Annotated in this window: 28 protein-coding genes; 12 read left to right on the forward strand and 16 right to left on the reverse strand. The window is 71.1% G+C overall.

The features are described from left to right. The first annotated feature begins 29 nt into the window (after nt 1–29). Entirely contained in the window at nt 30–980 is a 951-nt protein-coding gene (locus AB0E24_RS15750) for an NAD-dependent epimerase/dehydratase family protein (RefSeq protein WP_099013701.1), read from the forward strand. Between the two features lie 186 nt (nt 981–1166). On the opposite strand, the gene AB0E24_RS15755 is transcribed toward AB0E24_RS15750, so the two are convergent. The 5 genes from AB0E24_RS15755 to AB0E24_RS15775 are packed head-to-tail and all read right to left on the reverse strand — an operon-like array spanning nt 1167 to nt 4090. Further along, nucleotides 1167–2003, reverse strand: coding sequence for an isoprenyl transferase (locus AB0E24_RS15755; protein ID WP_100809376.1), 837 nt, complete (start codon nt 2001–2003; stop codon nt 1167–1169). Between the two features lie 44 nt (nt 2004–2047). Then, nucleotides 2048–2797 (reverse strand): DNA repair protein RecO, encoded by a 750-nt coding sequence (recO, locus tag AB0E24_RS15760; RefSeq protein WP_069865982.1) that lies wholly within the window; start codon nt 2795–2797, stop codon nt 2048–2050. A 15-nt stretch (nt 2798–2812) separates the two neighbouring features. Continuing rightward, nucleotides 2813–3013 (reverse strand): DUF397 domain-containing protein, encoded by a 201-nt coding sequence (locus tag AB0E24_RS15765; RefSeq protein ID WP_359377458.1) that lies wholly within the window; start codon nt 3011–3013, stop codon nt 2813–2815. An 11-nt stretch (nt 3014–3024) separates the two neighbouring features. After that, nucleotides 3025–3228: a DUF397 domain-containing protein gene (locus AB0E24_RS15770; protein ID WP_069865977.1), complete on the reverse strand. Its 204-nt coding sequence runs from the start codon at nt 3226–3228 to the stop codon at nt 3025–3027. Nucleotides 3229–3238: 10 nt separating this feature from the next. Further along, nucleotides 3239–4090, reverse strand: coding sequence for a helix-turn-helix domain-containing protein (locus tag AB0E24_RS15775; RefSeq protein WP_100807277.1), 852 nt, complete (start codon nt 4088–4090; stop codon nt 3239–3241). Between the two features lie 159 nt (nt 4091–4249). On the opposite strand from AB0E24_RS15775, the gene AB0E24_RS15780 reads away from it, so the two are divergent. Both AB0E24_RS15780 and AB0E24_RS15785 read left to right on the forward strand, forming a co-directional pair. After that, nucleotides 4250–4669: an ATP-binding protein gene (locus AB0E24_RS15780; protein ID WP_359377461.1), complete on the forward strand. Its 420-nt coding sequence runs from the start codon at nt 4250–4252 to the stop codon at nt 4667–4669. 240 nt (nt 4670–4909) lie between these two features. Continuing rightward, on the forward strand, nt 4910–6058 hold the full coding sequence (locus tag AB0E24_RS15785) for a methyltransferase domain-containing protein (protein ID WP_359377463.1): 1149 nt from the start codon (nt 4910–4912) through the stop codon (nt 6056–6058). 66 nt (nt 6059–6124) lie between these two features. On the opposite strand, the gene AB0E24_RS15790 is transcribed toward AB0E24_RS15785, so the two are convergent. Continuing rightward, nucleotides 6125–7135, reverse strand: a complete 1011-nt coding sequence (locus AB0E24_RS15790) for an AraC family transcriptional regulator (RefSeq protein ID WP_359377466.1) — start codon at nt 7133–7135, stop codon at nt 6125–6127. A gap of 82 nt (nt 7136–7217) precedes the next feature. Between AB0E24_RS15790 and AB0E24_RS15795 the strand changes: the two genes are divergently transcribed. Both AB0E24_RS15795 and AB0E24_RS15800 read left to right on the forward strand, forming a co-directional pair. Next, nucleotides 7218–7646 (forward strand): pyridoxamine 5'-phosphate oxidase family protein, encoded by a 429-nt coding sequence (locus tag AB0E24_RS15795; protein WP_359377468.1) that lies wholly within the window; start codon nt 7218–7220, stop codon nt 7644–7646. Between the two features lie 145 nt (nt 7647–7791). Continuing rightward, a complete protein-coding gene (locus tag AB0E24_RS15800; protein WP_069865967.1) occupies nt 7792–7995 on the forward strand; it encodes a hypothetical protein in 204 nt (67 codons plus the stop codon). 84 nt (nt 7996–8079) lie between these two features. Here the strand turns inward: AB0E24_RS15800 and AB0E24_RS15805 are convergent, their stop codons facing one another. Then, nucleotides 8080–8427: a nuclear transport factor 2 family protein gene (locus AB0E24_RS15805; RefSeq protein WP_174884034.1), complete on the reverse strand. Its 348-nt coding sequence runs from the start codon at nt 8425–8427 to the stop codon at nt 8080–8082. A 76-nt stretch (nt 8428–8503) separates the two neighbouring features. Next, entirely contained in the window at nt 8504–9205 is a 702-nt protein-coding gene (locus tag AB0E24_RS15810; protein ID WP_359377471.1) for a haloacid dehalogenase type II, read from the reverse strand. Nucleotides 9206–9316: 111 nt separating this feature from the next. On the opposite strand from AB0E24_RS15810, the gene AB0E24_RS15815 reads away from it, so the two are divergent. From AB0E24_RS15815 to AB0E24_RS15825, 3 genes are all read left to right on the forward strand, one after another. Then, nucleotides 9317–9955: a CGNR zinc finger domain-containing protein gene (locus AB0E24_RS15815; protein WP_214659812.1), complete on the forward strand. Its 639-nt coding sequence runs from the start codon at nt 9317–9319 to the stop codon at nt 9953–9955. A gap of 1118 nt (nt 9956–11073) precedes the next feature. Then, nucleotides 11074–11223, forward strand: coding sequence for a hypothetical protein (locus AB0E24_RS15820; protein WP_174884033.1), 150 nt, complete (start codon nt 11074–11076; stop codon nt 11221–11223). Nucleotides 11224–11406: 183 nt separating this feature from the next. Continuing rightward, on the forward strand, nt 11407–11880 hold the full coding sequence (locus tag AB0E24_RS15825; protein WP_147966409.1) for a carboxymuconolactone decarboxylase family protein: 474 nt from the start codon (nt 11407–11409) through the stop codon (nt 11878–11880). 64 nt (nt 11881–11944) lie between these two features. On the opposite strand, the gene AB0E24_RS15830 is transcribed toward AB0E24_RS15825, so the two are convergent. After that, complete coding sequence (locus tag AB0E24_RS15830) at nt 11945–12349, reverse strand: YndA family protein (RefSeq protein WP_347213522.1); 405 nt, start codon at nt 12347–12349, stop codon at nt 11945–11947. Nucleotides 12350–12512: 163 nt separating this feature from the next. After that, the gene (locus tag AB0E24_RS15835) at nt 12513–15650 is read right to left on the reverse strand and encodes an NACHT domain-containing protein (protein WP_359377474.1); all 3138 of its coding nucleotides are present in this window, start codon (nt 15648–15650) and stop codon (nt 12513–12515) included. 351 nt (nt 15651–16001) lie between these two features. Here AB0E24_RS15835 and AB0E24_RS15840 point away from each other — a divergent pair, with 351 nt between their 5' ends. Both AB0E24_RS15840 and AB0E24_RS15845 read left to right on the forward strand, forming a co-directional pair. Further along, nucleotides 16002–17348: a S8 family serine peptidase gene (locus AB0E24_RS15840; protein WP_359377477.1), complete on the forward strand. Its 1347-nt coding sequence runs from the start codon at nt 16002–16004 to the stop codon at nt 17346–17348. 11 nt (nt 17349–17359) lie between these two features. Continuing rightward, complete coding sequence (locus AB0E24_RS15845; RefSeq protein WP_359377479.1) at nt 17360–17608, forward strand: hypothetical protein; 249 nt, start codon at nt 17360–17362, stop codon at nt 17606–17608. 85 nt (nt 17609–17693) lie between these two features. On the opposite strand, the gene AB0E24_RS15850 is transcribed toward AB0E24_RS15845, so the two are convergent. From AB0E24_RS15850 to AB0E24_RS15860, 3 genes are all read right to left on the reverse strand, one after another. Beyond that, complete coding sequence (locus AB0E24_RS15850) at nt 17694–18296, reverse strand: GNAT family N-acetyltransferase (RefSeq protein ID WP_079257591.1); 603 nt, start codon at nt 18294–18296, stop codon at nt 17694–17696. A gap of 83 nt (nt 18297–18379) precedes the next feature. Next, nucleotides 18380–18955: a Clp protease N-terminal domain-containing protein gene (locus AB0E24_RS15855; RefSeq protein WP_099013711.1), complete on the reverse strand. Its 576-nt coding sequence runs from the start codon at nt 18953–18955 to the stop codon at nt 18380–18382. Then, nucleotides 18955–19164, reverse strand: coding sequence for a helix-turn-helix domain-containing protein (locus AB0E24_RS15860; RefSeq protein ID WP_069865957.1), 210 nt, complete (start codon nt 19162–19164; stop codon nt 18955–18957). Before AB0E24_RS15860 ends, AB0E24_RS15855 begins: the two co-directional genes overlap by 1 nt. Nucleotides 19165–19266: 102 nt before the next feature. Here AB0E24_RS15860 and AB0E24_RS15865 point away from each other — a divergent pair, with 102 nt between their 5' ends. Both AB0E24_RS15865 and AB0E24_RS15870 read left to right on the forward strand, forming a co-directional pair. Continuing rightward, nucleotides 19267–19911, forward strand: a complete 645-nt coding sequence (locus AB0E24_RS15865; RefSeq protein WP_359377482.1) for a GNAT family N-acetyltransferase — start codon at nt 19267–19269, stop codon at nt 19909–19911. Nucleotides 19912–20042: 131 nt separating this feature from the next. Beyond that, the gene (locus AB0E24_RS15870) at nt 20043–20234 is read left to right on the forward strand and encodes a YegP family protein (RefSeq protein WP_069865955.1); all 192 of its coding nucleotides are present in this window, start codon (nt 20043–20045) and stop codon (nt 20232–20234) included. Between the two features lie 146 nt (nt 20235–20380). Here AB0E24_RS15870 and AB0E24_RS15875 read toward each other — a convergent pair whose 3' ends face one another. The 3 genes from AB0E24_RS15875 to AB0E24_RS15885 form a co-directional block, all read right to left on the reverse strand. Next, nucleotides 20381–21058, reverse strand: coding sequence for a response regulator transcription factor (locus AB0E24_RS15875; protein ID WP_079260457.1), 678 nt, complete (start codon nt 21056–21058; stop codon nt 20381–20383). 185 nt (nt 21059–21243) lie between these two features. After that, entirely contained in the window at nt 21244–22629 is a 1386-nt protein-coding gene (locus AB0E24_RS15880) for a sensor histidine kinase (protein ID WP_359377485.1), read from the reverse strand. Between the two features lie 175 nt (nt 22630–22804). After that, entirely contained in the window at nt 22805–25033 is a 2229-nt protein-coding gene (locus AB0E24_RS15885) for an MMPL family transporter (protein ID WP_359377488.1), read from the reverse strand. Nucleotides 25034–25139: the final 106 nt, after the last annotated feature.

Consider the following 25139-nt stretch of genomic DNA (forward strand, 5'->3'; position numbering starts at 1 on the left):
CTTCGGTTGGACGCGAGGAGAGTGCTGAGATGATTTTGGTTACCGGAGGGCTGGGCTTCATCGGCTCCCACACCGTGCAGGCCCTGCTGGACGCGGGCGAGGAGTGTGTGCTGGTGCAGCGGCGCCCCGCCGAGGTGCCGGACGGCCGCTTCAGTGCGCCGGTCGCGGTGGAGCGGGCCGATGTCACCGATCTGGACGGGTTGCTCGACATCGGCGCACGCCACAAGATCACCGGGATTGTGCACCTCGCCGGGTCGATGCCCTGGCCGCCGGACCCCGAGCACCCCGTCGAGGCGACCCGTAAGGCGATCGGCGGCCTGCTCAACGTGTACCAGGCCGCGCAGGACTGGGGTGTGAAGCGCGTGGGCATCGCGAGCACGATCGGCGTCTACGGCGGCTCCGGCGCCGAGGGGCCGTTCACCGAGGACACGCCCTTGTCGATGAGTTCGGGGCACCTCATCCCGACCTTCAAGAAGATCGGCGAGCTGCTCAACGGCCACCTGGCCGACGCCACCGGCATCGAGGTCGTCAACTACCGCATCTCCGGCATCTGGGGACCGCGCGAGCCCCACGGCGCGCTGTTCTTCGCCGCCCCCGAGCTCGTCCACGCCGCCGCGCGCGGAACCGAGCCGGACCTCTCCGCCCTCCCGGCGCCCGCGCACGCGGAGGACGCGCTCGATCTGTGCTACGCGAAGGACGCGGGCCGGGCCATCGCGCTCCTCCAGCTCACGGACCGTCTCAACCACCGCACCTACAACGTCGCCTCCGGCCGCGCGACGAGCAACGCCGAGATCATCGCCGCCATCAAGAAGGTCGTCCCCGACGCCCGGATCGACCTCCCCACCGGCGGGGCCACCACCCCGCGGAACTACCTCGACATCACCCGCATCCAGCAGGACACCGGCTACCGGCCCGCCTACGACACCGAGCGCGCGGTCGCCGAGTACATCGCCTGGCTGCGCGCGGGCAATGAACGCTGAGCGCCCGGCCCGAGCGCCTCGCCCGCCCCACTGCCGACGTCAGCGGCGGACGAGGTGCGTGAGCAGTTGGTGGCGGCCGCGGTGGAGCGCATCGTGGCGGCGGAGTAGGGGCGACCGAGCCACGGGCGGCACCACCCGGCGCCGCCCCGCGCGCCCACCCGCCCATGCGTTTACGCGCTTACGCGCTCACGCCGACGGGGAGTTGTCCTTCTTCAGCTGCTCCTCGTTGGGGATCGCCCCGCCGAAGCGGCGGTCCCGGGACGCGAACTCCAGGCACGCCCGCCACAGGTCGCGGCGGTCGAAGTCCGGCCACAGCACGTCCTGGTACACCATCTCGGCGTACGCGCTCTGCCAGATCAGGTAGTTGGACGTGCGCTGCTCGCCCGACGGGCGCAGGAAGAGATCCACATCCGGCATGTCCGGGTAGTAGAGGTACTTCGCGAACGTCTTCTCGTTCACCTTCGACGGATCGAGCCGGCCCGCCCGGACGTCCTCCGCCAGCGCCTTCGCCGCGTCCGCGATCTCGGCCCGGCCGCCGTAGTTCATGCAGAAGTACATCGTCATGGCGTCGTTGTCCTTGGTCTGCTCCTGGGCGACCTGGAGCTCCTGCGCCACCGACTTCCACAGCTTCGGCATCCGGCCCGCCCAGCGGATCCGCACGCCCATCGCGTCCATCTCGTCGCGGCGGCGGCGGATGACATCGCGGTTGAAGTTCATCAGGAAGCGCACCTCGTCGGGCGAGCGCTTCCAGTTCTCGGTCGAGAAGGCGTAGAGGGAGAGGTTCTTGACGCCCATCTCGATACAGCCCTTGAGCACGTCCATCACGACGCCCTCGCCGACCTTGTGCCCCTCGGTGCGCGGCAGCCCGCGGTCCTTGGCCCAGCGGCCGTTCCCGTCCATCACGCATGCCACGTGCTGCGGCACCAGCTCACCGGGGATCTTCGGCGGCCGGGCGCCGGACGGATGCGGTTCCGGGGTCTGGTACTCGCGCCGCTGTCGGCCCAGAAACCCGCGTCCTGCGATGCCTGCCATGTCTCCCTCAGCCCTTGCTCTCTGTGATGCTACTGCTACTTCTCTACGTACCGCAGCGACCGAAGTCCCCGCTCCAGGTGCCAGTGCAAATACGCCGCCACGAGGCCGCTGCCCTCCCGGGCGTGGCGCAGCTCACATGCGTCCGCCGTCTCCCAGTCGCCCGTCAGCAGCGCGCCCAGCAGCGTCAGCGACTCCGCCGAGGGTACGACGCTTCCGGGCACCCGGCACTCTCCGCAGATGACCCCGCCCGCGCCGACCGAGAAGAACCGGTTCGGACCGGGCATCCCGCACTTGGCGCAGTTGTCGAAACTCGGTGCGTAGCCGTTCACGGCGAGGGAACGGAGCAGAAACGCGTCCAGCACGAGATGCGGCTCATGATCCCCGGCCGCGAGGGTGCGCAGCGCGCCGACCAGCAGCAGATACTGCTGTACGGCGGGCTCGCCCTCGTGGTCGGTGAACCGCTCGGCCGTCTCCAGCATGGCCGTACCGGCGGTGTAGCGGGCGTAGTCGGTGACGATGGCGCTGCCGTACGGAGCGATGGTCTCACTCTGCGTGCAGAGCGGCAGCCCGCGCCCGATCAGCTCGCCGCCCCCGCGCGAGAAGAACTGCACGTCGACGTGGCTGAACGGTTCGAGCCGCGCCCCGAACTTCGACTTCGTCCGCCGCACGCCCCGCGCGACGGCGCGGACGCGGCCGTTGTTGCGGGTGAGCAGGGTGATGATCCGGTCCGCCTCACCCAGCTTCTGGGTGCGCAGCACGATGCCGTCGTCGCGGAACAGACTCATGGCGCCCATTGTCCCCTAGCGGGACAGCTGATCGAACCGCCCGGCCCGGACGGCCCGAGTGAGCGCCCGGAGGGCGGCGGGGGTGGTAGCGATCACGGTCCCGGGTTCGTCGCTCTCGCGGAGGAGGATCGCGGTGGCGTCCGGGGCCTGGCCCAGCTCGACGCAATTACTGCCCTCGGCGTCGGTCGAGTACGAGGACTTCCGCCAGTGATGCATACCCACCCCCCTCAGCCAGCCATGTGGTCGAACCCGCCGGTCTTGATCCTCGCGACTAGCCCTCGGAGAGCAGCCGGGGTGGTGGCGATCACGACGCAGGGATCATCGCTCTCGCGGAGGAGGATGGCCGCGTCGGAGGCGTGAGCCAGCTCGACACAGTTGTTGCCGGGGCCGTCCGCCGAGTAGGACGACTTCTGCCACTTTATGTCGGACATCTCGATGCCTTCAGAGTCGTTGTGCGATGGCTTGGATGAAATCGCGCGTGTCCGCAGGTGCGAGGGTCAGCGCTTCCGTGCGGTCGAGGACCCGACGGTAGTTGGCGAGATGGGCCTCCCCGTCCAAGAAGGTCACACCGGTGGGCGCGTCGAGCTGAACCGTATCCAACTGCGGGACCACTCCATGCATGTACGTCACGGAGGCTCCAGCGTTCGGAAAGCCCCCAGCGGAGAAGGGGATGGCCCGAACGGTTACGTTGTCCCATTCCGACGCCTCCAACAGGCGCTCCAACTGCCCACGGGTCACCTTCGCCCCGCCGAACTCCATCCTCAACGCGGCCTCGTGAATAAGGAAGATGCACTGCGGAGGGTCATCTCGATCGAGCACCTCACGTCGCCTCATCCGGTACGAGACGTTCACTCGCCGTTGCGCCGAGGTGAGTGCGGGTTCGGCCGTGGAGAACACGGCGTTCGCGTAGTCCTCGGTTTGCAGTAGTCCCGGAATGTGCATGATCTGCACCGCGCGCAGACTTACGGCGTGGGAGTCCAGCTCGGCCAAGTCCAGCGCGTCGACGGCCATCCGCTCCCGATAGTCGTCCCACCAGCCCCGACCTCGCTCGGCGGCCATGGCCGCGAGAGCGTCAACATACGGCCGATCACCACAGGAGTAGATGGCGGCCAACATCCTGACGCGCTCGCCACTGACGCCCAGTCGACCGGACTCCATGTTGCTGATCCGCGTGCGGTCCGCGCCCAGCCGCTCAGCGGCTTGCGCCACGTTCATACCCGCGTGCTCGCGCATCTTGCGCAGCTCGGCCCCGAGGCGGCGCTGCCTCACGGTCGGGACTGGCCTCTGAGGCATGTCACCCTCCCCTGTTTCACACAGTGTCGTCGCGACCTTACCGAGACGGCACGAAAGTTGCACGGGATCACGAGAAGTGATGCACGAGTGCATCGCCATGCCCTATGGTCCTCATCACAGCGTGACGAACCAGCCACGCACCGCGTTGGGAGAACCGCCATGCCCGAAACCGCAAACCTTCCGTACGCCTACCGACTCAGCGCCCCCAACTCCCCCAAGAGCCCCAGGGTCTGCCGGGACGCCATCGCCGCCCTTCTCCAGGCCAACGACCTGCACGACCTCGCGGACACGGCGAAACTCCTGGTCTCCGAGTCCGTGACGAACGTCAATCAGCACACGGACACCCGGCTGATCCACATCGACACCCTCGTCCGCGACCGCATCGCGACGATCGCCGTACGCGACGGCTCCCCGGAACGCCACCCGTACCCCCGCGACGCGGCGCCCGACGAGGAGGGCGGGCGCGGGCTGTTCCTGATGCAGGAGTTGGCCTACGCATGGGGCGTCACCTGGGAGAACGGGCTGCGCCCCACCGGCAAACACATCTGGTTCGAGCTGCGCGAACCCCTCACCGAATGAGTCGGGCGGCTCCGGCAGCCACCGTGAAGGCGCCCACTCGCTGAACGCATCCGCACGCCCCTGCCATGCGCCCTGACCGCCCGTCACCATGAGACGTATCAATCGACGAGGAGGAAGTCAGATGGGGAAGCATGGAGGCAAGCCGGACCCGGCCGAGAGCGACGGGCACAGGCCCGACAAGCCCATCCCGCCGCCCGATCCGAAGCGGCCGGAGTCGCCGAAGCGATGACCCCCGGCGGTATGGCCGACCTCGCTCAGCGGGTCTCGGACGGCGGCCACCTCCCGGCCGCGTGGCTCGGCGCCTTCACTCGCGTCGATCGCGCGGGGTTCCTCCCCGATCGCATCTGGGTCCGCGTCGCGGACGGGTACGAGCCCGTCGACCGCGCCACGGAGCCGGACCGTTGGCGGAAGCTGGCCTACAGTGACGAGGCTCTGGTCATCCAGGTCGAGGATCGGCCCGGCGCCGAGGTGGTGCGTACCCCGTCCAGCTCGGCGAGCATGCCGAGTGTCGTCGCCACCATGCTCCAGGCGCTCGACGTCCATGACGGGCAGCGCGTCCTCGAAATCGGTGCGGGCACCGGATACAGCGCCGCTCTCCTGTCCGCCAAACTCGGCAGCGAGCGGGTGACCACCGTCGAGGTCGATCCCGCCCTCGCCGACAGGGCGCGCGCCGCACTGAGGTCCGCGGGCTACCGACCCGCAGTGCTCACCGCGGACGGTGTCGACGGATGGCCCCCGGGCGCGCCGTACGACCGGGTCATCGCCACCTGCGCCGTACACGACGTGCCGCGCGCATGGATCGAGCAGACCGCGCCCGGGGGGCTCATCGTCATCCCCTGGGGCACGGCGCTGCGCAATGGCGTGCTGCTGCGGCTCACCGTCGAGGACGGCCCCGACGGGCCCGTGGCATCCGGCCCGGTCGTCGGCGACAGCGCGTTCATGTGGCTGCGGGCGCAGGCACCCGAGCGGGAGGTTATGGCCGTCGTCCATGGGGAGGCCGACAGCTCCCGGACTCGACTCGACCCGGGTTTCCTCGGCGACGACGACGCGTGGTTCGCGGCCGGAGTCCTGGTCCCGGGCTGCCGGTCGGCGGTAGGCCCAGGGCCCGACGGTGAGTGGACTCTCTGGCTCGCCGACTCGGCCTCCGGCTCATGGGCGTCCGTCGACTACGAGCCGGACGCCACCGACTACGAGGTGTGGCAGCGAGGCCCACGGCTGCTCTGGAACGAGCTGGAGGCGGCACACGCCTGGTGGACGCGGGCCGGGCGGCCGACGCGCACGAGGTTCGGGCTCACCGTTGCCTCCGCCGGTCAGCGGGTGTGGCTCGACCGTCCGGACAACGTCGTCGCCACTGACGTCCAGGGGGAGGGCAACGCGATCCCGGCGTGACGGACGGGGGGCGTAGGTGCCGCGTCCAGCCCGTCGGACGCCCTCGTCCCGCAGGTCGGCTCCGGGTCAGTTCCGCAGGCTGGTCAGAGTGGTCGCGGTGCGGCGGAACTCGCTCGGGTTGATGCCTCGGACCCGTTTGAACGCCGCGCTGAAGCCGAACGGGTCGGAGTAGCCCACAGTGCGGGCGATGTCCGCGACGGTTGCGGCCTGCCGCTCGACCAGCAGGTCCGCCGCGAGCGTCATGCGCCAGCGGGTGAGGTAGGTCAGCGGTGGTTCGCCCACCAGATCGGCGAACCGCTTGGCCAGCGTCGAACGCGACACCCCCGTGTGGTCGGCCAGTGCGGCGACCGTCCATGGCGCCGCCGGCTCGGCGTGCAGCAGGCGCAGCGCGTCACCGACCACCGGGTCCCGCTGGGCGGCCCACCAGGCCGGGGGCTCGCCGCCGGGCCGGTCGAACCACTCGCGCAGCGTGCAGACCAGCATCCAGTCCAGCAGCCGGTCGAGTACGACCTGCTGGCCCGGCGTGTCGACGGACACCTCGGCGGCGAGGTGGTCCAGCACGGCATCGGCCGTGCCCCCGCCCTCCACGCGCAGCACGACGGGCAGCGCGTCCAGCAGTCGGCGGCTGATCTCGCCGCGTACGGGATAGGCGCCGACGATCAGGGTCGTCGCACCGCGGCCGTCACCGGCGTCCCCCGCGTATCCGGCGCCTCCGGCGTCCCCGGCGTCCCCGCCGCGGTCGTCCTCGCCGGGGTCGTTCCAGCCTCGGCGGTGGCGGGTCCCGCCCTGCTCGGGCGTCGCACAGTGCTCGCCGCACGCGATCGGTTCGGCCCGGGTGCCGACCTCGTCGACGAAGGTGAACGTCGCCGGGCCGCGTACGACGATCGTCTCGCGGGCGCGAAGCGGCTCGGGCGGACGGTGCTCCGGCACGATCCAGCCCGCCCCGCTGAGGACGGTGCACAGGGTCAGCGGCGCGCCGTCCACGAAGTGCAGTGCCCAGGGCGGGGACAGGGTCGAGGCGCCGAACAACGAGCCGTGCGCTCGCACCCCTCGGATCAGGTCACTGAACGCGTCCATCTCAGTGAGCGTAGACGAATGGACAGGCGATCCGGCTTCTCACCCATGGGTTCGTCCGAGTCGGCCGTGTTCAATCGGCGTCATGAGCAACGACACCAGTTCACTGACCCCCCAGGACCTCGAGTTCCTCCGACGGCCCCTGCACGGGTTCCTGTCCGTGGCCGGGGGGCCGCTCCCGCCTCAGCCCCGGCCGGTGTGGTTCGAGGCCACCGACGAGGGCACGATCCAGCTGTTCACGGCCCCGGACTCGCTCAAGGTGCGGCGCCTGCGCCGCGACCCGCGCGCCTCGATCGTCGTCGCCGCACCCGTGGGTGAACGCGAGCGCTGGGTGTCGGTCGCCGGCCGCACCACGGTGGAACCCGGCGGAGCACACGACCTGTGCACCCGGCTGGCCGCTCGCTACTGGGACCTCGACGACCCGACCCGCGCCGACGACCTCGCCGGGATCCTGGCCGAGGACCAGGTCCGTCTCGTCATCCACCCGGAGACCGTGAGTCGCTACACATATTGATCCGGTCTGTCACAGCCGCGTGCCGGGCGCGATCTGGGCCGGTCACAACCCGGCGGGGGGACGGCAGTTGGCGCCTCGGCGGCCTTCTTCGTTGCGCACACTGGTGATGCGGGGCAGGTCAGCGACGAGTTGGGGGGATTACGCCATGGCGGCCGGTTGCCGGGACTGTGAGACGTGTACGAGGTCGTGGCTGGGGCGGCTGCTCCAGAACGCGGCGGTTGGGCTGATGCATGTGGTGACGATCGGCATCAGCTATCTGATCAAGAAGGGGTTCAGGCGGCACTGCCCGCAGTGCAAGCACCTGCTGTCGAGGCACGCCCGCAGGTCGGACGGTTCGTTCCGGGACTAGGTGCGTTCCGGGATCAGGTGCGTTCCGGGATCAGATGCGTTCCGAGACCGGGCTCACTCCGGGACCAGGCGGGTTCGCCGCGGCTCAGCCCTCTTCCGTGACCAGGGTGTACCGCACGGCCTGGGCCTGGATGAGGCCGTCGCGGAAGACGAAGGTGTCGACTCCGTCCTCCACACGCGCGTGGGCGGTGGCGGCCGACCACTCGAGGAAGAGCACGTCATCCGCGAACTGGGGCTTCAACTCCCATGCGGCGCCGGGGAGATCGCCGAGCAGGGCGCCGATGCCCCGCTTCACTCCTTCGCGTCCCCGCAGCACACCGGAAGGGCTGACGAAGACCGCGTCCTCCGCGTAGTTGGCGGCGATCTTGTCCAGGTCTCCCGAGCCGAGCGCCTGGCCGTGGTCGTGGAAGGTCTGTTCGGGCGTCCGGGTCATCGCTCCAGCCGTTCCGTTCGCAGGTGTGAGGTGACTCGAGACAATAGTTGCGTACGCAGTTGATTGTAAGCGCTGACTATTGCAGAGGCAACATCTTGTCGAGTTGGTCGGCCAGTTCGACGAGGCCGTCCGCGTACAGGTCGAACCGGTCCGAGGGGGCGGGCGGGTCGCCGACGGGGCGGGCGACGTAGGCGGTGCGCAGGCCGAGGGTCTGCGCACCGCGCAGGTCCCAGGCGTGGGTGGCGACCATCAGCAGCCGCTCCGGCGGACATCCGGAGACCGTGACGGCCAGCTCGTAGACCGCCGGGTCCGGCTTGTAGGTCCGAGCGCACTCGGCGGACAGGGCCTGGTGCCAGCGCAGATTGGCGTGGGCGTTGAGCCCCAGCAGCGCCGTCCGGCTCGCGTTGGAGAGCCCGATCAGTGGGAACCGTTCGGCGAGCCGGGCCAGCCCCGCCACCGTGTCGGGCCACGGCGGGAGCCGGCGGCCGGACAGGGTCAGCGCCGCCACGTCGGCCGGATCGTCGACTCCGGCGGCGTCGGCGACGAGCCGGGCAGCTTCCTGGTCGAGGACCTCGCTGGTGGCGTAGGGCCGGGCGCCGTCGAGGATGCGACGCTGCTCGCGGTCGATGTGCCGCTGCCACAGCGACAGAAGCCGCTCGATCCCGGAATCGTCGAGTGATGGGGCAAGTTCACGGATACCGGCGCGGATACCGGTGGGTTCGTCGACGAGCGTTCCGAGTACGTCGAAGACGACGGCGTCTATCTTCAGCTCTGACATGGGCGAGGTCTCCTGACGGAGCAGGGGCGGGTGGGTCGGCAGTCGGCAGTCGGTATGGTCTGTAAGGGCTAAAATTGCCTTTAGCCGAACGTAGCGAGGAGTACGTCAACGATGCAAGTGGCGTTGGACGATTACGCCTGGGCGGCGGGGATCGCGACCGAGCTGGTCAACACCACCGCCGAGGTCTGGCGCGGCGACGACCGCCTGCCCGACCTGGCCGCCCTCGTCGCGTTCGCCGAGCTGCACGGCGACCGGTCCGGAAGCGACGACGACGCTCCGGGCGCGCTGACCGAACTCGCCCGCCACGGACGCCCAGCCGACCTCCATGCGGTGCACGCGCTTCGGACCACCGTGCGGGACCTGATCGATCACCCCGACCGCGCCCACCTCATCGCCGGTGCCACCAGGCTCACCTCGCCCGGCCAGGGCGCCACCCTGGCTCCCGACCCCGCGCACGAGGGCCGCACGCGGTGGGCCGTCCCACTCCGGGACGGGGCGACCATCGCCGACGCCCTCTCACTGATCTGCGGCATGGGCATCCTGGGGGTCGTCCACACCCTCGGCGAGCGGCGGTTCCGCGCGTGCACCGCGCCCACCTGCCGGGGAGCGTTCATCGACACCACCCGGCCCGGCAGCCGCCGCTACTGCATGCCCGGACTGTGCGGCAATCGCGTCAACGTCGCCAACCACCGCGCCCGCCAAGCCGCGACGCGCGACCGGCCCGCCGACTCCGAACAGGCCGGCCGCTGAGCTCCCCTACCCGCCCCTTGCGGCTCCGCCGCGTGGCGGGGCTCCGGGAAGGGGCGGGTAGGGGAACCGCGCGGTCGTCGGCAATTCGGCCGCCCTATTAGAACGTGCCGAAAACCGGCCACCTGCTCACCATGCGGCACCTCGATGTCCTGGCGGGATCAGAGGTTCCGCTATCAGAACGCGCTGAGAGATCGGGACCGAAGTCGAGGTTTTTCATTCTTCTGAACGGTCAGAATAGTGTTGCGAATAACACATATTCACCCCTTGTAGTGCATCCGAACCTCACAGAAAAACACTATCCTCGGTCCAGTCGTTGACTGGGCGGAGGCCGGAACAGCGACGCTGCCCGCACATCCGTGGGGTCAACGACGAAGTAAGCGGGCGTGGTTCTCCACGTCTGGTGAGGGCCGCCGCCCCTGCTCCAACTGCCAGGAAGGGAGGGGCGGCGGTTTCCGGCCAACACCGTCATTGCTCACCGCTCGCGCGCACCATCCGCACATGATTTGCATTCGCGATCATCTCGTTGCATCCGCTATGGATAGGTCGCTCGGGCAATCACTTAGCCGGACAGCAGGCAGCCGCCAATTTGAGTGGCAATTAGCTGCACCGGAGAGCCAAAACTCCTGCCGAGCGTCGCCGCGCCCCATGCCGGACATGACGCTTCCACGAAGACGCGCCGAATATGCGAGCCAAGTGGCTTCTTGGGATGTTCTGTCGCCACCTGGAATGTGGCGTTGGCCATAGCGAACACAGGGCCAACTGGCGCGTTAAGTGCATTTACATGCGCTTCCTATCGCAAACTCGCGGAATACCCGTCGGTAAGTATGGCCGCTATGGTCGGCCATGAGGGCTATGCGGATCAATGTCCGTCAAGCGGAGGGGAATTGTAGGGTCACCCTCCGACAAACGATCGCTGACGCTTTGTCAGTGGTTAGTGCGGGTTTAGTTGCGTCGCGCGACGTGGCTGCGTTAACTACACGACACCTGTCCAACGGGCAGGCGTACGTTCCGACGTGGTGTTCCCCCTTCCTGGCAGTTGGAGCCGAACACCCCGTCAGCCCCTCACCAGACGGGCCCCGGCACCTGACCGCGGGCCACGAAATCTAGGGAGAATCCATATGGCCGAACTCAGGCGCCGGCGACACCTCGAGGTCAACCTCGACGAACACGTGACCCTCTCCGTCCGCATCTCACCCAAAGCGCTGCGGTGGGCCTGGGCCGTGTGCATCACGGTGGGCAGCACCGCCTGGTACACGCTGACGCACTAGGTGTGCTGTCCGGGGGCTCCAGCACCCCTCGTGGGCTGTCCTGGAGTCCCCGGAGCGCCGCCGCTGACCGGCCGATGCCATCCCACCATCGGAGAGACGCAGGTCACATCCAGCGCTGTCACATCTCTCCGAGCCGCTCCGTCAGGGAGGTGTAAGCACGGCAACCGCATAGGAGAGCTCATCATGAACGCTCGCTTGAACCTCTTCGGCAACCCGCTCCTCGGCACCTTCCTGAAGCACATCAACTCCGCGGGCAAGGCGGTCACGGGCTCGGCACTCCCGGCCGCCACGCAGGAGCTGGTGAAGCTCCGGGCCAGCCAGATCAACGGCTGCGGCTTCTGCACCGACATGCACACCAAGGACGCCGCGAAGGCCGGGGAGACCGTGACACGCCTCAACCTGGTCGCGGTCTGGCGGGAGGCCACGGTGTTCACCGAGGCCGAGCGCGCCGCCCTGGAGCTGGCGGAGCAGGGCACCCGCATCGCCGACGCGGCCGGTGGTGTCACGGACGAGGCATGGGCGAACGCCGCCAAGTACTACGACGAGGAGCAGCTCGCCGCCCTGGTGGCCATCATCGCCATCATCAACACCTACAACCGCCTGAACGTCATCGTCCAGCAGCCCGCCGGCGACTACCAGCCCGGCCAGTTCGGATGAGACCGGCGTCGCCGTAAGGGGTCGTCCGGGCGGGCCCGCGGACATTGGAGCGACGGGGAGTGGCTCAGTCGTAGAAGTCCACCTTGTACGCCTGGGAGTCGTTGGTGGCGATGTACAGCTCGGCCCTGTCGTTGCTGCCGTCCACATAGGCGCCGACGTTCCACGTCTCGCAGCCGCCGGCCGTCTGGGTGCGGATGGTGCCCACCAGTTCATGGGAGCTGGTCGGGTCGGATTCGTAGAGGGCGTACTGCGCCTCGCCACCCCAGGTGGTGTGGATGCAGGCGTGGAATTCGCCACCGTGCGACTCGGCCTCATAGCTGTAGTACACGTTGGCGATTTGGTAGAACTTCGTCGACTTGACGAAGTCCCAGCTGGGCGGCACGTCAGCGGCTGTGGCCGACGTGGGGGCGGCAAGCCCCAGGGTCGCGGCCGCGATGCCGATGAGTGCCAAACGACGTGCCCTGGCCATGTGGTTCTCCCCCGTTGTTCATGTGCGTCAAGGAACTTGACTGTCCCATGGGAGAAAAATCGATGAAAAGAGGTGTATCCGCGGACTGTCCGGTTCCGTTGCGTTGAACGGCCGATTCCGGACATGCCACCCCGGAAAGCCCGGCCCTTGTCGCGCGGGGCGCTTACGCGCGGACCAGCATGATCGTCTCGTTGGGCGTGATCGTGCCCTCCGCGCGGCGTTCCAGTACGAGGAAGCCGACCGCGAGGTTCCGGTAGTTGCCGGCCACCACCGGATCTCCGAGCACCCGGACGGCCACCTCGGACAGCGCCAGCGCCTCCAGCCGGAGAAGACCGGCCTCCGGCGCCGTGATGGACCACGGTGCGGTGCCGAGATCGGCTGTCGCCGAGGCGACCTCGTCGGCCATGTCCTCCAGGGCACCGCGGAACGGGGCGGCGCCCTCGCTCGGGCCCGGCATGTACAACGCCGCGCTCCTCGCCATGATGGAGAGCGTCTCCGGCAGCGGGGCCCGTACGCGGGAGGCGGTGAAGTCGACGCCGTTCAGCACCCCGTGCACCAGCGGCCGGAATCCGTCCGACCGCACGGTGCCACGCCGGGAGCCCCGCTGCTGTCCGGCCAGCAGGAGCAGAAGGGCGGCCAGCCGCATGGCCCGGTGGGCCTGGGGGGAGAGGCGCTCGAGGATCTCGGGGTGGGTTTCGCGGACAGAGGGTCCGAGGTTGTCGAGACCCGGCACGAGGGCGAGATCCAGGTCCGCGGCACCGCGAGCGGCATCGGGGAGGGCGGGGAGCACGGCTTGGCGCGCCTCGGATGTGGCACCGGCAGGGAACATGGACCGCAGCTCGTCACAGGCGAGGGCCACGGTCAGCACCCGGGTCGGGTACGCCACGTGGCTCCAGCCCGAGGCGGGGCGGGACGCCGCCCCACGGCCGGTGCGGCGCGAGCCGTCCCCGGAGGGGATGACGCCGCCCTCGACGGTGAGGTCCCGCACCAGGGCGAGCGCCCATTTCCCCAAGTTCAGGATCTCCTCGTCCCGCTCGCTCCGGCCGAGCCAGGAGTCGGAGCCGATCCTCGGCTCGGCGGACCCGCCGGGCGCCTCGGACACGAGACCGGGCCGCAGGTCCTCCGGTCCGGGCCACCATGGGTTCCTCGCCCCCTCCGGCACCCACAGCGACACCGGCCTGGGGTCACCATCCGAGGGGGCGTACCAGACGGTGTGCTCGGTGGTCGGCAAGGCGAGGCGGAAACCAGGGTCGGCGACTTCCGCTTCGGTGGGCAGCCGATAGCTGACGTCCTCGGGCAGGAGGCCGTTCAGCCATCGCACGAAATCCCAGGACCGCTCCCTGGCCATCCCCACGGCGACCGCCTCCGGCAGGCCGTCGCCCAGGCCACGCGCTGTCGGCAGGAGCTGCTCCGCCTCGAAGAGATCGAAGATCTCCCGCGTCACCGGCCGCGTACAGACCAGCGTGTCCTCGCCGAGCCGTACCGTCTCGCGCAGCCACCGCATGACCGTGACCGCCGTCATCAGACGGCGCCGGGGCGAGTCGAGGGGCTCCCGAAGGGCTTCCTCGCGCAGCGCTTCCAGCCGGCGGGCCATCGACACGTCGAGCTCGGTCGCCTCCTCCTCGCAGTCGAAGGCCAGGGCGAGCGCCCTGACGGTCTCCGAGACCAGGCATGCCTCCACCACTGGGGCCGGGTCCACGCGGGCCGCGTACAGCAGGGTGGTCTCACGCCACCAGTCGTCGTCCACGTTGGCGGCCAGGACGTCGACCCGGCCCCGGTGCTGGATGTGCAGGGCGGCCAGATGTTCCTGGAGGGTGAGATGGGCGAAGGAGTACAGCCCGCGCTCCCGCTCGATCAGCAGTCCGCTGACGACGATCGCGTCCAGGAACTCCTGCGAGGACAGGATCGAGGAGACCCGGAAGAGAAGCGGGCGCAGTACGTCCGAGGCGTACTCGCCGCGGATGTCGCGCATCCGGTCGGCCATCATCACAAAGGCCAGCTCGCGCAGCACGACCTCCTTCTTGGCCCCCGTCAGCTCGTCCCGCGGCACCGCCGCGCCGCCCTTGGCCTCCTGGCGGCGCCACAGCAGCACCTCGCAGATCTCGCCGTACAGCTCGGCCCGGCTGCCGGGCAGCGCGCCCCGGTAGCGGTGCACGTTGGCGATCATCGTCAGCAGGAGCGGATTGGCCGCCAGGTCGTACAGGACGGGGCGGGCGCGCAGCCGGTCCAGCAGGTCCTCGGCGCCCTCCTCGGCGCGGTCGGTGACGGCGGCGTCGTCCGTGCCCGTACTCAGCCGCTCGATCGCGCGGTACCAGCCGTGGACGAAGCGCCGGATCTGCTCGCCGGTGAAGCGGCGCACCTGAAGCACCCGGGCGCGGTTGACCGGGGCGCTCGCATAGCCGTGGGGGCGTGAGGTGAGGACGAAGTCGTTCCCCTCGTACTGCTCGATCTGCTCCTCGACCCACTTGGACACATGGCGCCGGTCCTCCTCGCGGGCCACCTCGTCGAGGCCGTCCAGCAGCACCACGCACCGCCCCTCCTGAAGCTGACGGTCGAACCACCCCGGTGGCTCATCGCCCTTCAGCCGCCGCAGCGAGGCCCCGATGATCTCCGGCAGCGAGACGTCCGGGCGGGCGCCGATGGCCTCGGCGTGGTCCCGTAACAGCAGCAGTACCGGCAGATCGCGTCCGCCCCGCTCCCGTGCGAGTCCCAGCGCCAGATGTTTGAGCAGGGTGGTCTTACCGGTACCGGGGGCTCCGATGACCGCGAGCGCGGCACCATCCGGCTTGCCGAGGAAGTCCCGTACGGACTGCCGCACACCCACGGCACCGTTGGCGTCCCCGGGGAGCGCCCCCGGCAGGGGCTCCCTCCCCGCCAGGGACTCGCGCGACGCCTCGTGCGTCGGCCTCGGCACCAGGCTGACGTCCACGAAGACCTCCTCGAGGCCCGGGGTGTAATCCCCGCGCGTGGCCAGGCCCTTGAGATCGATGAAGCGGTGGTGGCTCAATACGTACGCGCGGTAGTCCCGCTCGAAGCCGGAGAGCCGCCACCGCAGCCGCCGGTCCACGGCGTCGGCGACCCGCTCGACCCACCGGTCGGCGACCTTGCCGTACACCTTGGCGAGGAATCCCAGCCCCGCCAGCAGCGCCCCGTACCCGAGGAAGAGCAGCAGCGAGACGGCGGGATGCGCGTTGACCGACGACCAGAACCTCGTCCCCAGCACCGCCGGCGGCAGCAGACTCGCCACCACGAGCCCGAACCGCGTGAGCACCTCCGCATTGCCCTTGCCGACCGCCACCATGCCCCCCCGAACCCTCGGTCCCCCGCTCCCGTGCCGCCCCTTATACCCGTACGCGTCCGCTCGGCCCAATGGTCGCTTCACATCAAACGTTTCCGGTGAGCCCCGGGCGATTCCGGTGAGCCCCCGGCTCCGAGTTGCGGGCCCCCGGGCGGGGGGTGACGGTGGACATAAGGGGGACCGTGGTGGCCGGGGGAACGTGGAGTGGCTAAAAGCGCAGAGGACCGCGCCGGTCACGCGGGAGCACCGGACCGTCGTTTGGGGCCTGAGCTTTCCGCGCGGTGGCGTGTGTCCGCGATCCGGGGGAGCGATCCGGGGGAGGGCACTGACCGCGTACAGGAGCGGAGAAAGGCAATGACGAACGGACCTGGACCCGTGGGGCCCGTGGGCAAGGGCCCGAACGGGGAGCGGCCCCAGCGGCCCGGAATGCCGCTGGGGGCGCAGACGACGGAGTACACCGGGCCGTATGTGGTCCTGCTCGATCAGCGGGAACCCGATCGCGGGATGGAGGCGCTGCGCTCGTCCGTCGGGATCGCGTCGGTGGAACGCGTCCGCGGGGCGGAGCCCGGAGCGGCGGAGCGGCTGGGGCGGCCCGATGTGTCGGTGGTCTTCGACGAACTCGGCGTCGCCGTCGTCGATGTGCAGCCGGACCAGCGCCACGCACTGGTCACCACGGCGGAGGCGGAGCCGACGATCATCGCGACGGAGCCGGAGCGCGTGGTGTACGCGTCGGTGATCACCGAGCCGCAGCGCACGCTGACCGGCTTCTCCCCGACCTACCGCAGCGACGATGACGAGGTGACCCGGCACACCCGGGCCGAGCTCGCCACCTCGCTGGGGCCGGCATGGGACGAGCGGAACACCACCTGGGGACTCCAGGGAATCCGCGCCAACTGGTCCCATCTGACGGGCAGCGGAGTGAAGGTCGCCGTGCTCGACACCGGTGTGGACACCGACCACCCCGATCTGACCGGCTGCGTCGAGGCCACGGCCTCGTTCGTGGCCGGGGCGAGCGTCGAGGACGGCCATGGCCATGGCACCCACTGCGTCGGCACCGTGGCCGGACCGGCCAAACCCGCGGCCGCGCCCCGGTACGGCGTGGCCGGAGAGGCCCGGGTGCTGGTGGGCAAGGTGCTCAGCGATCAGGGCGTGGGCTCCGACGGCGAGATCCTGGCGGGCATGGCCTGGGCGGTCTCCCAGGGCGCCCGGGTGATCTCCATGTCGCTCGGGGCCCCGGTGGAGCCGGGCGAGCTGTTCCCGCAGACGTACGAGAACGTGGCACGGCGCGCGCTGCGGCGCGGCACGGTGATCGTGGCCGCGGCGGGCAACGAGAGCCGGCGGCCCGGCTTCGTGGCGCCCGTGGGGCGGCCCGCCAACTGCCCATCCATCCTGGCGGTGGCGGCGCTCGGCAAGGACCTGGGGACCGCGTTCTTCTCCTGCGACGCCATCAACGGCGAAGGCGGGGAGGTCAATATCGCGGCGCCCGGGGTCGACATCTTCTCGGCCGCGCCGGACGGGACGTACCAGACGATGAGCGGCACGAGCATGGCGGCGCCGCATGCCTCCGGTGTGGTCACGCTGCTGGCCCAGGCCCATCCGGACGCCTCGGCGGCCGACCTCAGCGCCCGTCTGCGGTCCGGCGCCCATCCGCTGGCGCAACCGGCCGCGGACGTCGGCTCGGGTCTGCTCCAGGCCCCGTGAACGGAGGCGTTATGGGGCAGGCGCCGCGGTCCGGGCCGGTCGGGGTCATCCTCTCGGTCGCCCCGGACCGGTTCGCCCAGGTCGTGGAGGCCGCGCGCCGGACCGGGCTGACGGTCACCGGTGAGCAGCCGGTCCTCGGCTCGCTGTCCGGGACGATCGCCGAGGACCGGATCCCGGCGCTGGAGGCGGTGGACGGCGTGGAGTCGGTGGACCGGGAGCAGATCGTCCGGCTTCCGCCGCCCGATTCACCGATCCAGTGAGCCTTGGCCGATCCGCCTCGGCTGATTTGGTGTGCCTCGGCTGATTTGGTGCGGCTCAGCTGATCCGGTGGGGCTCGGCTCGTGCTCAGACGCGGTCGAACGGCTCGGCGTAGGTGAAGGGCCCCTTGAGGCTCGGCTGATAGGCGGTCAGGGTCCGGACCTGGAAGTAGTCGCCCCAGGCCGGGTCCGGAGCCGTGATGCCGTACTCGGTCGACGGGCGGAAGCCGAACCGGCCGTAGTAGGCGGGGCTGCCCAGCAGGGCGACCAGGGATTCACCGAAGGCGTCCGCGGCGCCGAGCACCGCGTGGACGAGGGCGAGGCCGACGCCGCGGCGCTGATGGGCGGGGTGCACGCTGAGCGGGCCGAGACCGAGGGCGAGGGCCAGATCTGAGCCGACATGGCCACGGGTGCACACCACATGCCCGATCACCTCGCCCCGGTCGCCGGTGGCGACGAACGACAGCGCGGGCAACCAGCCGTCGCTGACGCGGAGTTCGTCCAGCAGTGTGGCCTCGACCGGGACGGTGGTGTTCAAAGCGTGCCGGGTTGCCAGGGTGCTCGGGGAGTTCGGCGGATCCGGGGGGTTCGGGGGGTTCGGGGTACTCACGGTGTCCGACTTGGCGAACGCGGCCGAGGTGACGGCCCGAATGGCGTCGATGTCGGAGCGGGTCTCTCGTCGGATCAACATCGGGTCAGGATGCGTCCCGACCCGGCGCGGCGGCAACCGAATTGCGAGTCGTCGCGCGAGGTGGGACGAGGCGGGATCCGGTATCAGCCCTTCGTGGCACGGGTGGTGAGGGCACGTTCGACCTGAATGTAGGTCACATCGTGGTCGGCCAGGACATGCGCGGCGACACCGGGGCGGGCGGTGAGGGAGAGCAGCAGATGCTCATCGCCGATGTGCCTGTCGCCACGGGCGACGGCCATCCGCAGCGAGCGCTCCAGCACCGACCTGGCCTCGCGGGAGAACGGGCGGCGTGCGAGACGCCTGCCGCGCCGGGGAGCGCGGGCGGGGGTGGAACCGGCGGCCGCGAGCGCGCCCACGCCATGGGCCTCCTCGACGCGGGCGACGATCTCGTCCACATCGATGCCGAGCCCGGCCAGCGCCTCCGCGTCGGCGCCGGTGATGCCCCCGCGCCTGCGGACCTCGGCCAGGGACCGCTCGATCGAGGCGCGGCGACCGTGCGCGCCGAGGGCGGTGAGGACCTCGGCGGCGGGGCTGCCGGTACGGTCCAGGAGCGCGAGCAGCAGCTCGGCCTCGCCGACCGCCTCGGCGCGGGTGTCCGCCGCGTGCTGGACGGCGCCGCGCACCACTTCGCGAGCGCTGGTGGTGAACCTCTCGAACATCAACGCCTCCCGTGCTTCTTGTGGACCGCCTGCCTGCTGACGCCCAGCTCGGCGGCGATCTCCTGCCATGACCAGCCCTGTGCGCGGGCGCTGCGCACCTGGACGGCCTCCAGCTGCTCCAGCAGCCGGCGCAGCGCGGCGACGGCGCGCAGTCCGATCCGGGGGTCCCGGTCGCCCGCGCGCTCGGCGAGATCCGTTGCTTCGGTCATACCGTCAATGTAGGTTGACACTCCGCTCGCCGTCAACATGGGTTGACGAATCGGGCCGTAATTGGTTCGACGCGGCGGCCGTGCCTCCGGCAGCCTCCCCTCATGGACTCCCATTACTGGCCCCTGTACGGGCTTCGCCTCCGCACGCCACGCCTTGAACTGCGGCTTCCCGACATCCCCCGGCTCGACGAACTCGCCGCGGCCGCGGCGGACGGGGTGCACGACCCGGCCGAGATGCCCTTCAGCAACCCCTGGACCGACGCGCCCCCGGAGGAGCGCGGCCGCAGCAGCTTCCAGCATGTGCTGCGCACGATCGCCGAATGGCGGCCGGAGCAGTGGACGCTGAGCCTCGCGGTGCTGTACGAGGGCACGGTGATCGGGCGGCAGGACCTGCTGGCGACCGACTTCGCGGTCACGCGGGAGGCCGAGACCGGCTCCTGGCTGGGCGCCGCCCACCAGGGCAAGGGCCTGGGCACGGAGATGCGGGCGGCGGTGGCACACCTGGCGTTCGAGGGCCTGGGCGCGCGGTCGGTCACCTCGGGCGCGATGGTGGAGAACGGCCGCTCGCTGGGGGTCTCCCGGCGGCTCGGCTACCGCCCCGACGGGCTGTCCGTAGTCGCCGTAAGGGGCGAGGCCCGCACCCTCCAGCGGCTGCGGCTGGACCGCGCGGCCTGGGAGGAGCACCGCACCACCCCGGTCGAGATCACCGGACTGGAGCCGTGCCGCCCGCTGTTCGGCACTGTCTGACGGCGTCCCCGCGCTCCTCCGATGTGCCCCTGATACGCGCCCCTGATGCGCTCGGACGCGGGAGTGCGAGGCCGCATCGCCCGCTCTACGGTGGTTTGAGGGGGCCGCGACGGCTAATGGAGGTGGCACCCATGGCGGGCAAGTTCGAGATCTACGAGGACAAGCGCGGCAAGCACCGCTTCCGGCTGAAGGCGGGCAACGGCGAGATCATCGCGGTCGGCGAAGCCTACGAGTCCAAGTCCGCCGCGCAGAAGGGCGTCGAATCCGTCAAGAAGAACGCCCCGACGGCCGAGATCAAGGAGATCCCGGCCGACAAGTCGTAAGCGGTCGCAGGAGGCCGTGAGCGGTCGCAGGAGGCCGTGAGCGGTCACGGAGCGCGGAACGGCCCAGGGCGGCCGCACGGCGCCGGCCGCCCTTCGCTCGCGCCTCCTGGCGGCGCGTTCGTGCGGCCCCGTGCGGGCGGGCCCGGTCAGGAGCGGGACGGGGTGACCAGGCCGGACTCATAGGCCGCGATGACCAGTTGAGCGCGGTCGCGGGCGCCGAGCTTGCCCATGATGCGGCTGACATGGGTCTTGGTGGTGAGCGGTGAGAGGCCGAGCGCCTGGGCCGCCTCCGCGTTGTTGAGACCGCGCGCGACGAGGGCGAGCACCTGGCGCTCGCGCTCGGAGAGCACGCCCAGCGCGGCCGGGGCGGGGACACCTGGCGGCGGGGCGTCCGGCAGGCGCAGCACGCGGGCGATGAGCCGGGCGGTGGGGCCGGGCGACAGCAGGGACTCCCCCGCCGCCACGGTCCGTATGGCGTCGAGGAGTTCGGCGGGCCGGGTGTCCTTCACGAGGAAGCCGGACGCGCCCGCGCGCAGCGCCTCGACGATGTGCTCATCGGTGTCGTAGGTCGTCAGGACGAGCACCCTGACATCGGCGAGGTCCTCGTCGGCGGCGATACGGCGGGTGGCCTCGATGCCGTCGAGATCGGGCATCCGGATGTCCATGACCACGAGGTCGGCACGGGCGGTGCGGGCCAGTTCGACGGCCTCGCGGCCGGTGCCCGCCTGCCCGACCACGTCCATGTCGCGGGCCGAGGAGACCAGCATGGCGAAGGCGGCACGGACCAGCGTCTGATCGTCGGCGAGCAGCACCCTGATCGGCACGGCGGTCCCGGACGCGGGGTCCGGCGCGGTGGCCCCCGGGGCGGGGTCCGCTTGGCCGTTGATCCCGGAGGCTGGATCCGAGCTGGTCCCGGACGCCGGGGCTGAACTGGTCCCGGACGCCAGGTCCGAGCTGATCCCGGACGCCGGGGCTGAACTGGTCCCGGACGCCGGGTCCCTTGGCGTGGTCATGGGGTGGCCTCCCTGGGCGGTACGACGGTCTGTCCGCTGCCGGTGCGGCCGCCGGGCGAGCCGCCCCTGCCCCACGGCAGCGCGGCCCTGATCGCGAAGCCGGGGCCGTCCTCGCGTGGCCCGGCGGTCAGGGTGCCCGAGACGCTGCGGGCCCGCTCGCGCATGCCGACGATGCCATAGCCCGGCTCGGCGGCCCCGGCGGTCATGGGCGGCCCTTCACCGCTCGGGCCTTCGTCCACGGCGGCGACGCACAGCTCCGCCTCGTCCCGTACGAGCGTGATCCGCACCCGCGTCCCCGGTGCGTGGCGGACTGCGTTGGTCAGGGCCTCCTGCACGATCCGGTACGCGGCGGCGCCCACGGCGGGCGACAGCTCGGACGCCTCCACGTCGACCGTAAGGTTCACCCGTACGCCCGCCGCCTCCGCCGCCGCGGCCAGGTCGGCGAGTCCGGCGAGCCCCGGCAGCGGCCCGGTGTCCTCCTCGTCCGGACGGTCGGAGGCGCCGCCCGCGGCCCCGCGAAGCACATGGAGGGTCGCCCGGAGCTCGGCGCGGGCGTCCCGGCAGGTGTCGGCGATCCCGTCGAGCGCCTTGGCCATCGCCTCCCGGTCCAGCCGCTCGGGGTCGGCGATCAGCACATGCGCCGCGACGGAGGTCTGAACGCCGATGAGGGTGATGCTGTGCGCGAGCAGATCGTGCAGATCCCGCGCGATGCGCAGCCGTTCCTCGGCGACCCGGCGGGCCGCCTCCTCCTCGCGGGTCCGCTCGGCGCGCTCGGCCCGCTCCAGGATCGCGGCGATGTACTTGCGGTGGATACGGATCGCCTCGCCGATCACCACGACCGACAGCACCCAGCCCGAGCTGCGCAGCATGTCGGCGCCCGCCTGCACATTGCTGCCCAGGGTCATCAGCGTCACCATGCCCGCGAGCAGGATGGAGACCGTAAGAAAGGACCGCAGCGGCGGGCCGATCACGGCGAGGGTGTAGACGGCGAGCAGCCCGGCCGGGACGACCGCGATATGGACGTTGTCCATGGCGTGGTACGGCCCGACCATGAGCACCACCGCCGCGGTGACCACCATCGGGCTGTGCCGCCGCCCCACGAGCACCGCGGCGCTCGCGGCGAGCAGCGCCCAGCCGATCGCGTCGGGCCGATGGCCGTTGTCGCCGAGCCCCAGCAGGGCCAGCCCGATCTGTAGGACCAGCACCACACCGGCGATCCCGGCGTCCACCCAGCGCCGCCTGCGGGTCTCGCCCCGGCTCTCGGCGGGACGGGGGCCGCTGTGCAGGGCACGCAGCACGGAGGCGATGGCGCGGTGGACGGCGGGGCGCGCCGGTGGGTTGTTCGCGGAGTGGGTCGCGGAAGGTGCGGGCACGGGCTCCATCCTCGGGGATCCGCTTCGGGCCGATCCATAGGGCGGCAGGGATCCGTACAACGGTGGGGATCCGTAAGGCGCTACGCATCCCCTGGGGCGGGACCAGGGGGGTTCCGGACCGGCCGTCCCCTGTGCGGCCGGTCCGGGCTGAGAGACGGCGTCAGCCGCCGCGTACGGCCCGGCGTCAGCCGCCGCGTACGGCCGGTTCGGGACGGGACCCGGCGCCGGAGGGGCCGCCCTGGCCGACCGGGGCCGACGAGTCGGGCGACCCGGCAGCGTCAGGCACGCCGGGCGCGGCGGCCGTACGCCGGAAGAGGGCACCCGGCCACCACACCCACCGCTTCAGCAGCAGGCTCGCCGACGTCACCAGGTACGTCCGTACGAGGAAGGTGTCGAGCAGCACCCCGACCGCCACCACGAACCCCATCTCGACCAGCATCACCATCGGCAGCGTGGCCAGCACCGCGAAGGTCGCCGCCAGCACCAGGCCGGCCGAGGCGATCACCCCGCCCGTCGTGCGCAGCGCGGTCACGGCCGCGTCCGGGACGTTCGCCCCGCGCAGCGACTCCTCCCGCATCCGGTGCATCAGGAAGATGCCGTAGTCCACGCCGAGGGCGACCAGGAAGACGAACGAGAGCAGCGGCAGCCCGGGATCGACCCCGGCGAAGCCGAAGACCGGCTCGAAGAACAGCCCGCCGAGCCCCATCGCCGCGCCCCACACCGCGACCACGGCGACGACCAGCACCAGCGGCGCGATAAGGCTGCGCAGCAGGGCCGCCAGGATCAGCAGCACGGCGATCAGCACCAGCGGGATGACCAGCATCCGGTCACGGGCGTTGGTGTCCTTCAGATCGAGCTGTTGGGCGCTGGGCCCGCCGACCAACGCGTCGGCGTCCTCGACCCGCACCAGACCGGAGCGCAGAGCGTGCAGGGTGGCCGTCTCCCGCGCCGACTGCGGGGCGCCCCGCGGGAAGACGTCGATCTCCGTCCAGCCGCCGCCGCTGCGCCCGGCGTCCGCCCGTGCCACCCCCTCCGTGGCGCGGGCCAGCCGCAGCGCCTCGTCCGCCGCCGCGGTGCGCGCCATGACGCTGATGGGCTGGCTGCTGCTGTCCGGATAGGCGCGGGCGAGGGTCTCGGTCGCGGCCACCGACTCGGGCTTGTCGGTGAAGGTGTCCTCCTGCTTGAGGTCGCCGGGCAGATTGAGCACACCGATGGCGAGAACGCCCAGCAGCGCGGCGCCACCGAGGAGTACGGTCCCGGGCCGGCGGCGGGCCGAGCCGCCCATCGCCTCGAAGAACCCGCGCCGGGTCGATCGCGGCTCGCTGCCGTAGGCGGGGATCAGCGGCCAGAACACCCGCCGCCCCAGCAGCACCAGCACCGCGGGCAGCAGCGTCATCATGGCGGCCAGCGCGCAGACGACCCCGACGGCGCCGACCGGGCCCAGTCCGCTGCTGCTGTTGAGGTCGGCGGCGAGCAGACACAGCAGTCCGGCGGCCACGGTGCCGCTGGAGGCGAGCACGGCGGGACCGCAGCCGCGCAGGGCCTCGCGCATCGCGTCGTACGGGGCGCGGTGGCGGCGCAGCTCCTCGCGGTAGCGGGACACGATCAGCAGGGCGTAGTCGGTGCCCGCGCCGAAGACCAGCACCGTCATGATCGAGGAGCTCATGCTGGTGACGACGAGGTCGAAGCCCTCGACGAGGCCGTAGACGATCGCCATCGCGGCCATGGCGGCGACGCCGACCACCCCCAGCGGGACCAGCCACAGCAGGGGGCTGCGATAGGTGATGATCAACAGCAGGGCGACCACCCCGGCGGTGGCGAACATCAGCGTGCCGTCGGTGGAGGCGAAGACCTCCTGCGAGTCGGCTCTGAGCGCACCGGGGCCGCCGACCTGGACGCGCAGCCCCTCGGGGTGCGCGGCGAGCTCGGCGCGGACGTCCTTGACGGCGTCCGCCCGCTCCTTCTCGTCCGTCAGGCCGGTGAGCGCCACCGGGTACATCAGGGTCGTGCCGTCCTTGGACGGGACGGCGCGCGGCGCCTGGCCGCCGACGAGGTCGTGGTGGGCCGCCACCTCGGCCACCCGCTCGCCGGCCGCCTTACGGTCGCCACCGGTCAGCCCGCCGTCGCGGTGGAAGACGAGGACGAGGTCGATGGCGTCGCCACCGGGCAGCCCCTCCTGGAGCCGGGCCACCTGGGTGGAGTCGGCGCCCGCGGGGAGGTAGTCGACGGCCGTGTCCCGTTTGGCGCCCTCCAGCTTGCCCGCGAAGGGGACGGCGACGAGGAGCAGCAGCACCCAGCCCGCGATGACCGCCCAGGGCAGTGTGCGGCGCCGCCGCTTTCCGCGGGCCGCGGAGGGCGGCGGCGCGTCCGGTTGTTCGGAATCTCTCGGGTTCCGTGACGATGTCGTCTGCATGCCCCCAGGCTTCCGGCGCCGGGGCGCGGACGCGTCGCGCCGACGACGGAGATGACGGCTACTGCGCCGGGGGCGGGACGGGGGCGATTACTCCCGCGGGAGTAAT

It is taken from the genome of Streptomyces malaysiensis subsp. malaysiensis, assembly GCF_040653035.1.
Classification (GTDB): Bacteria; Actinomycetota; Actinomycetes; order Streptomycetales; family Streptomycetaceae; genus Streptomyces; species Streptomyces malaysiensis.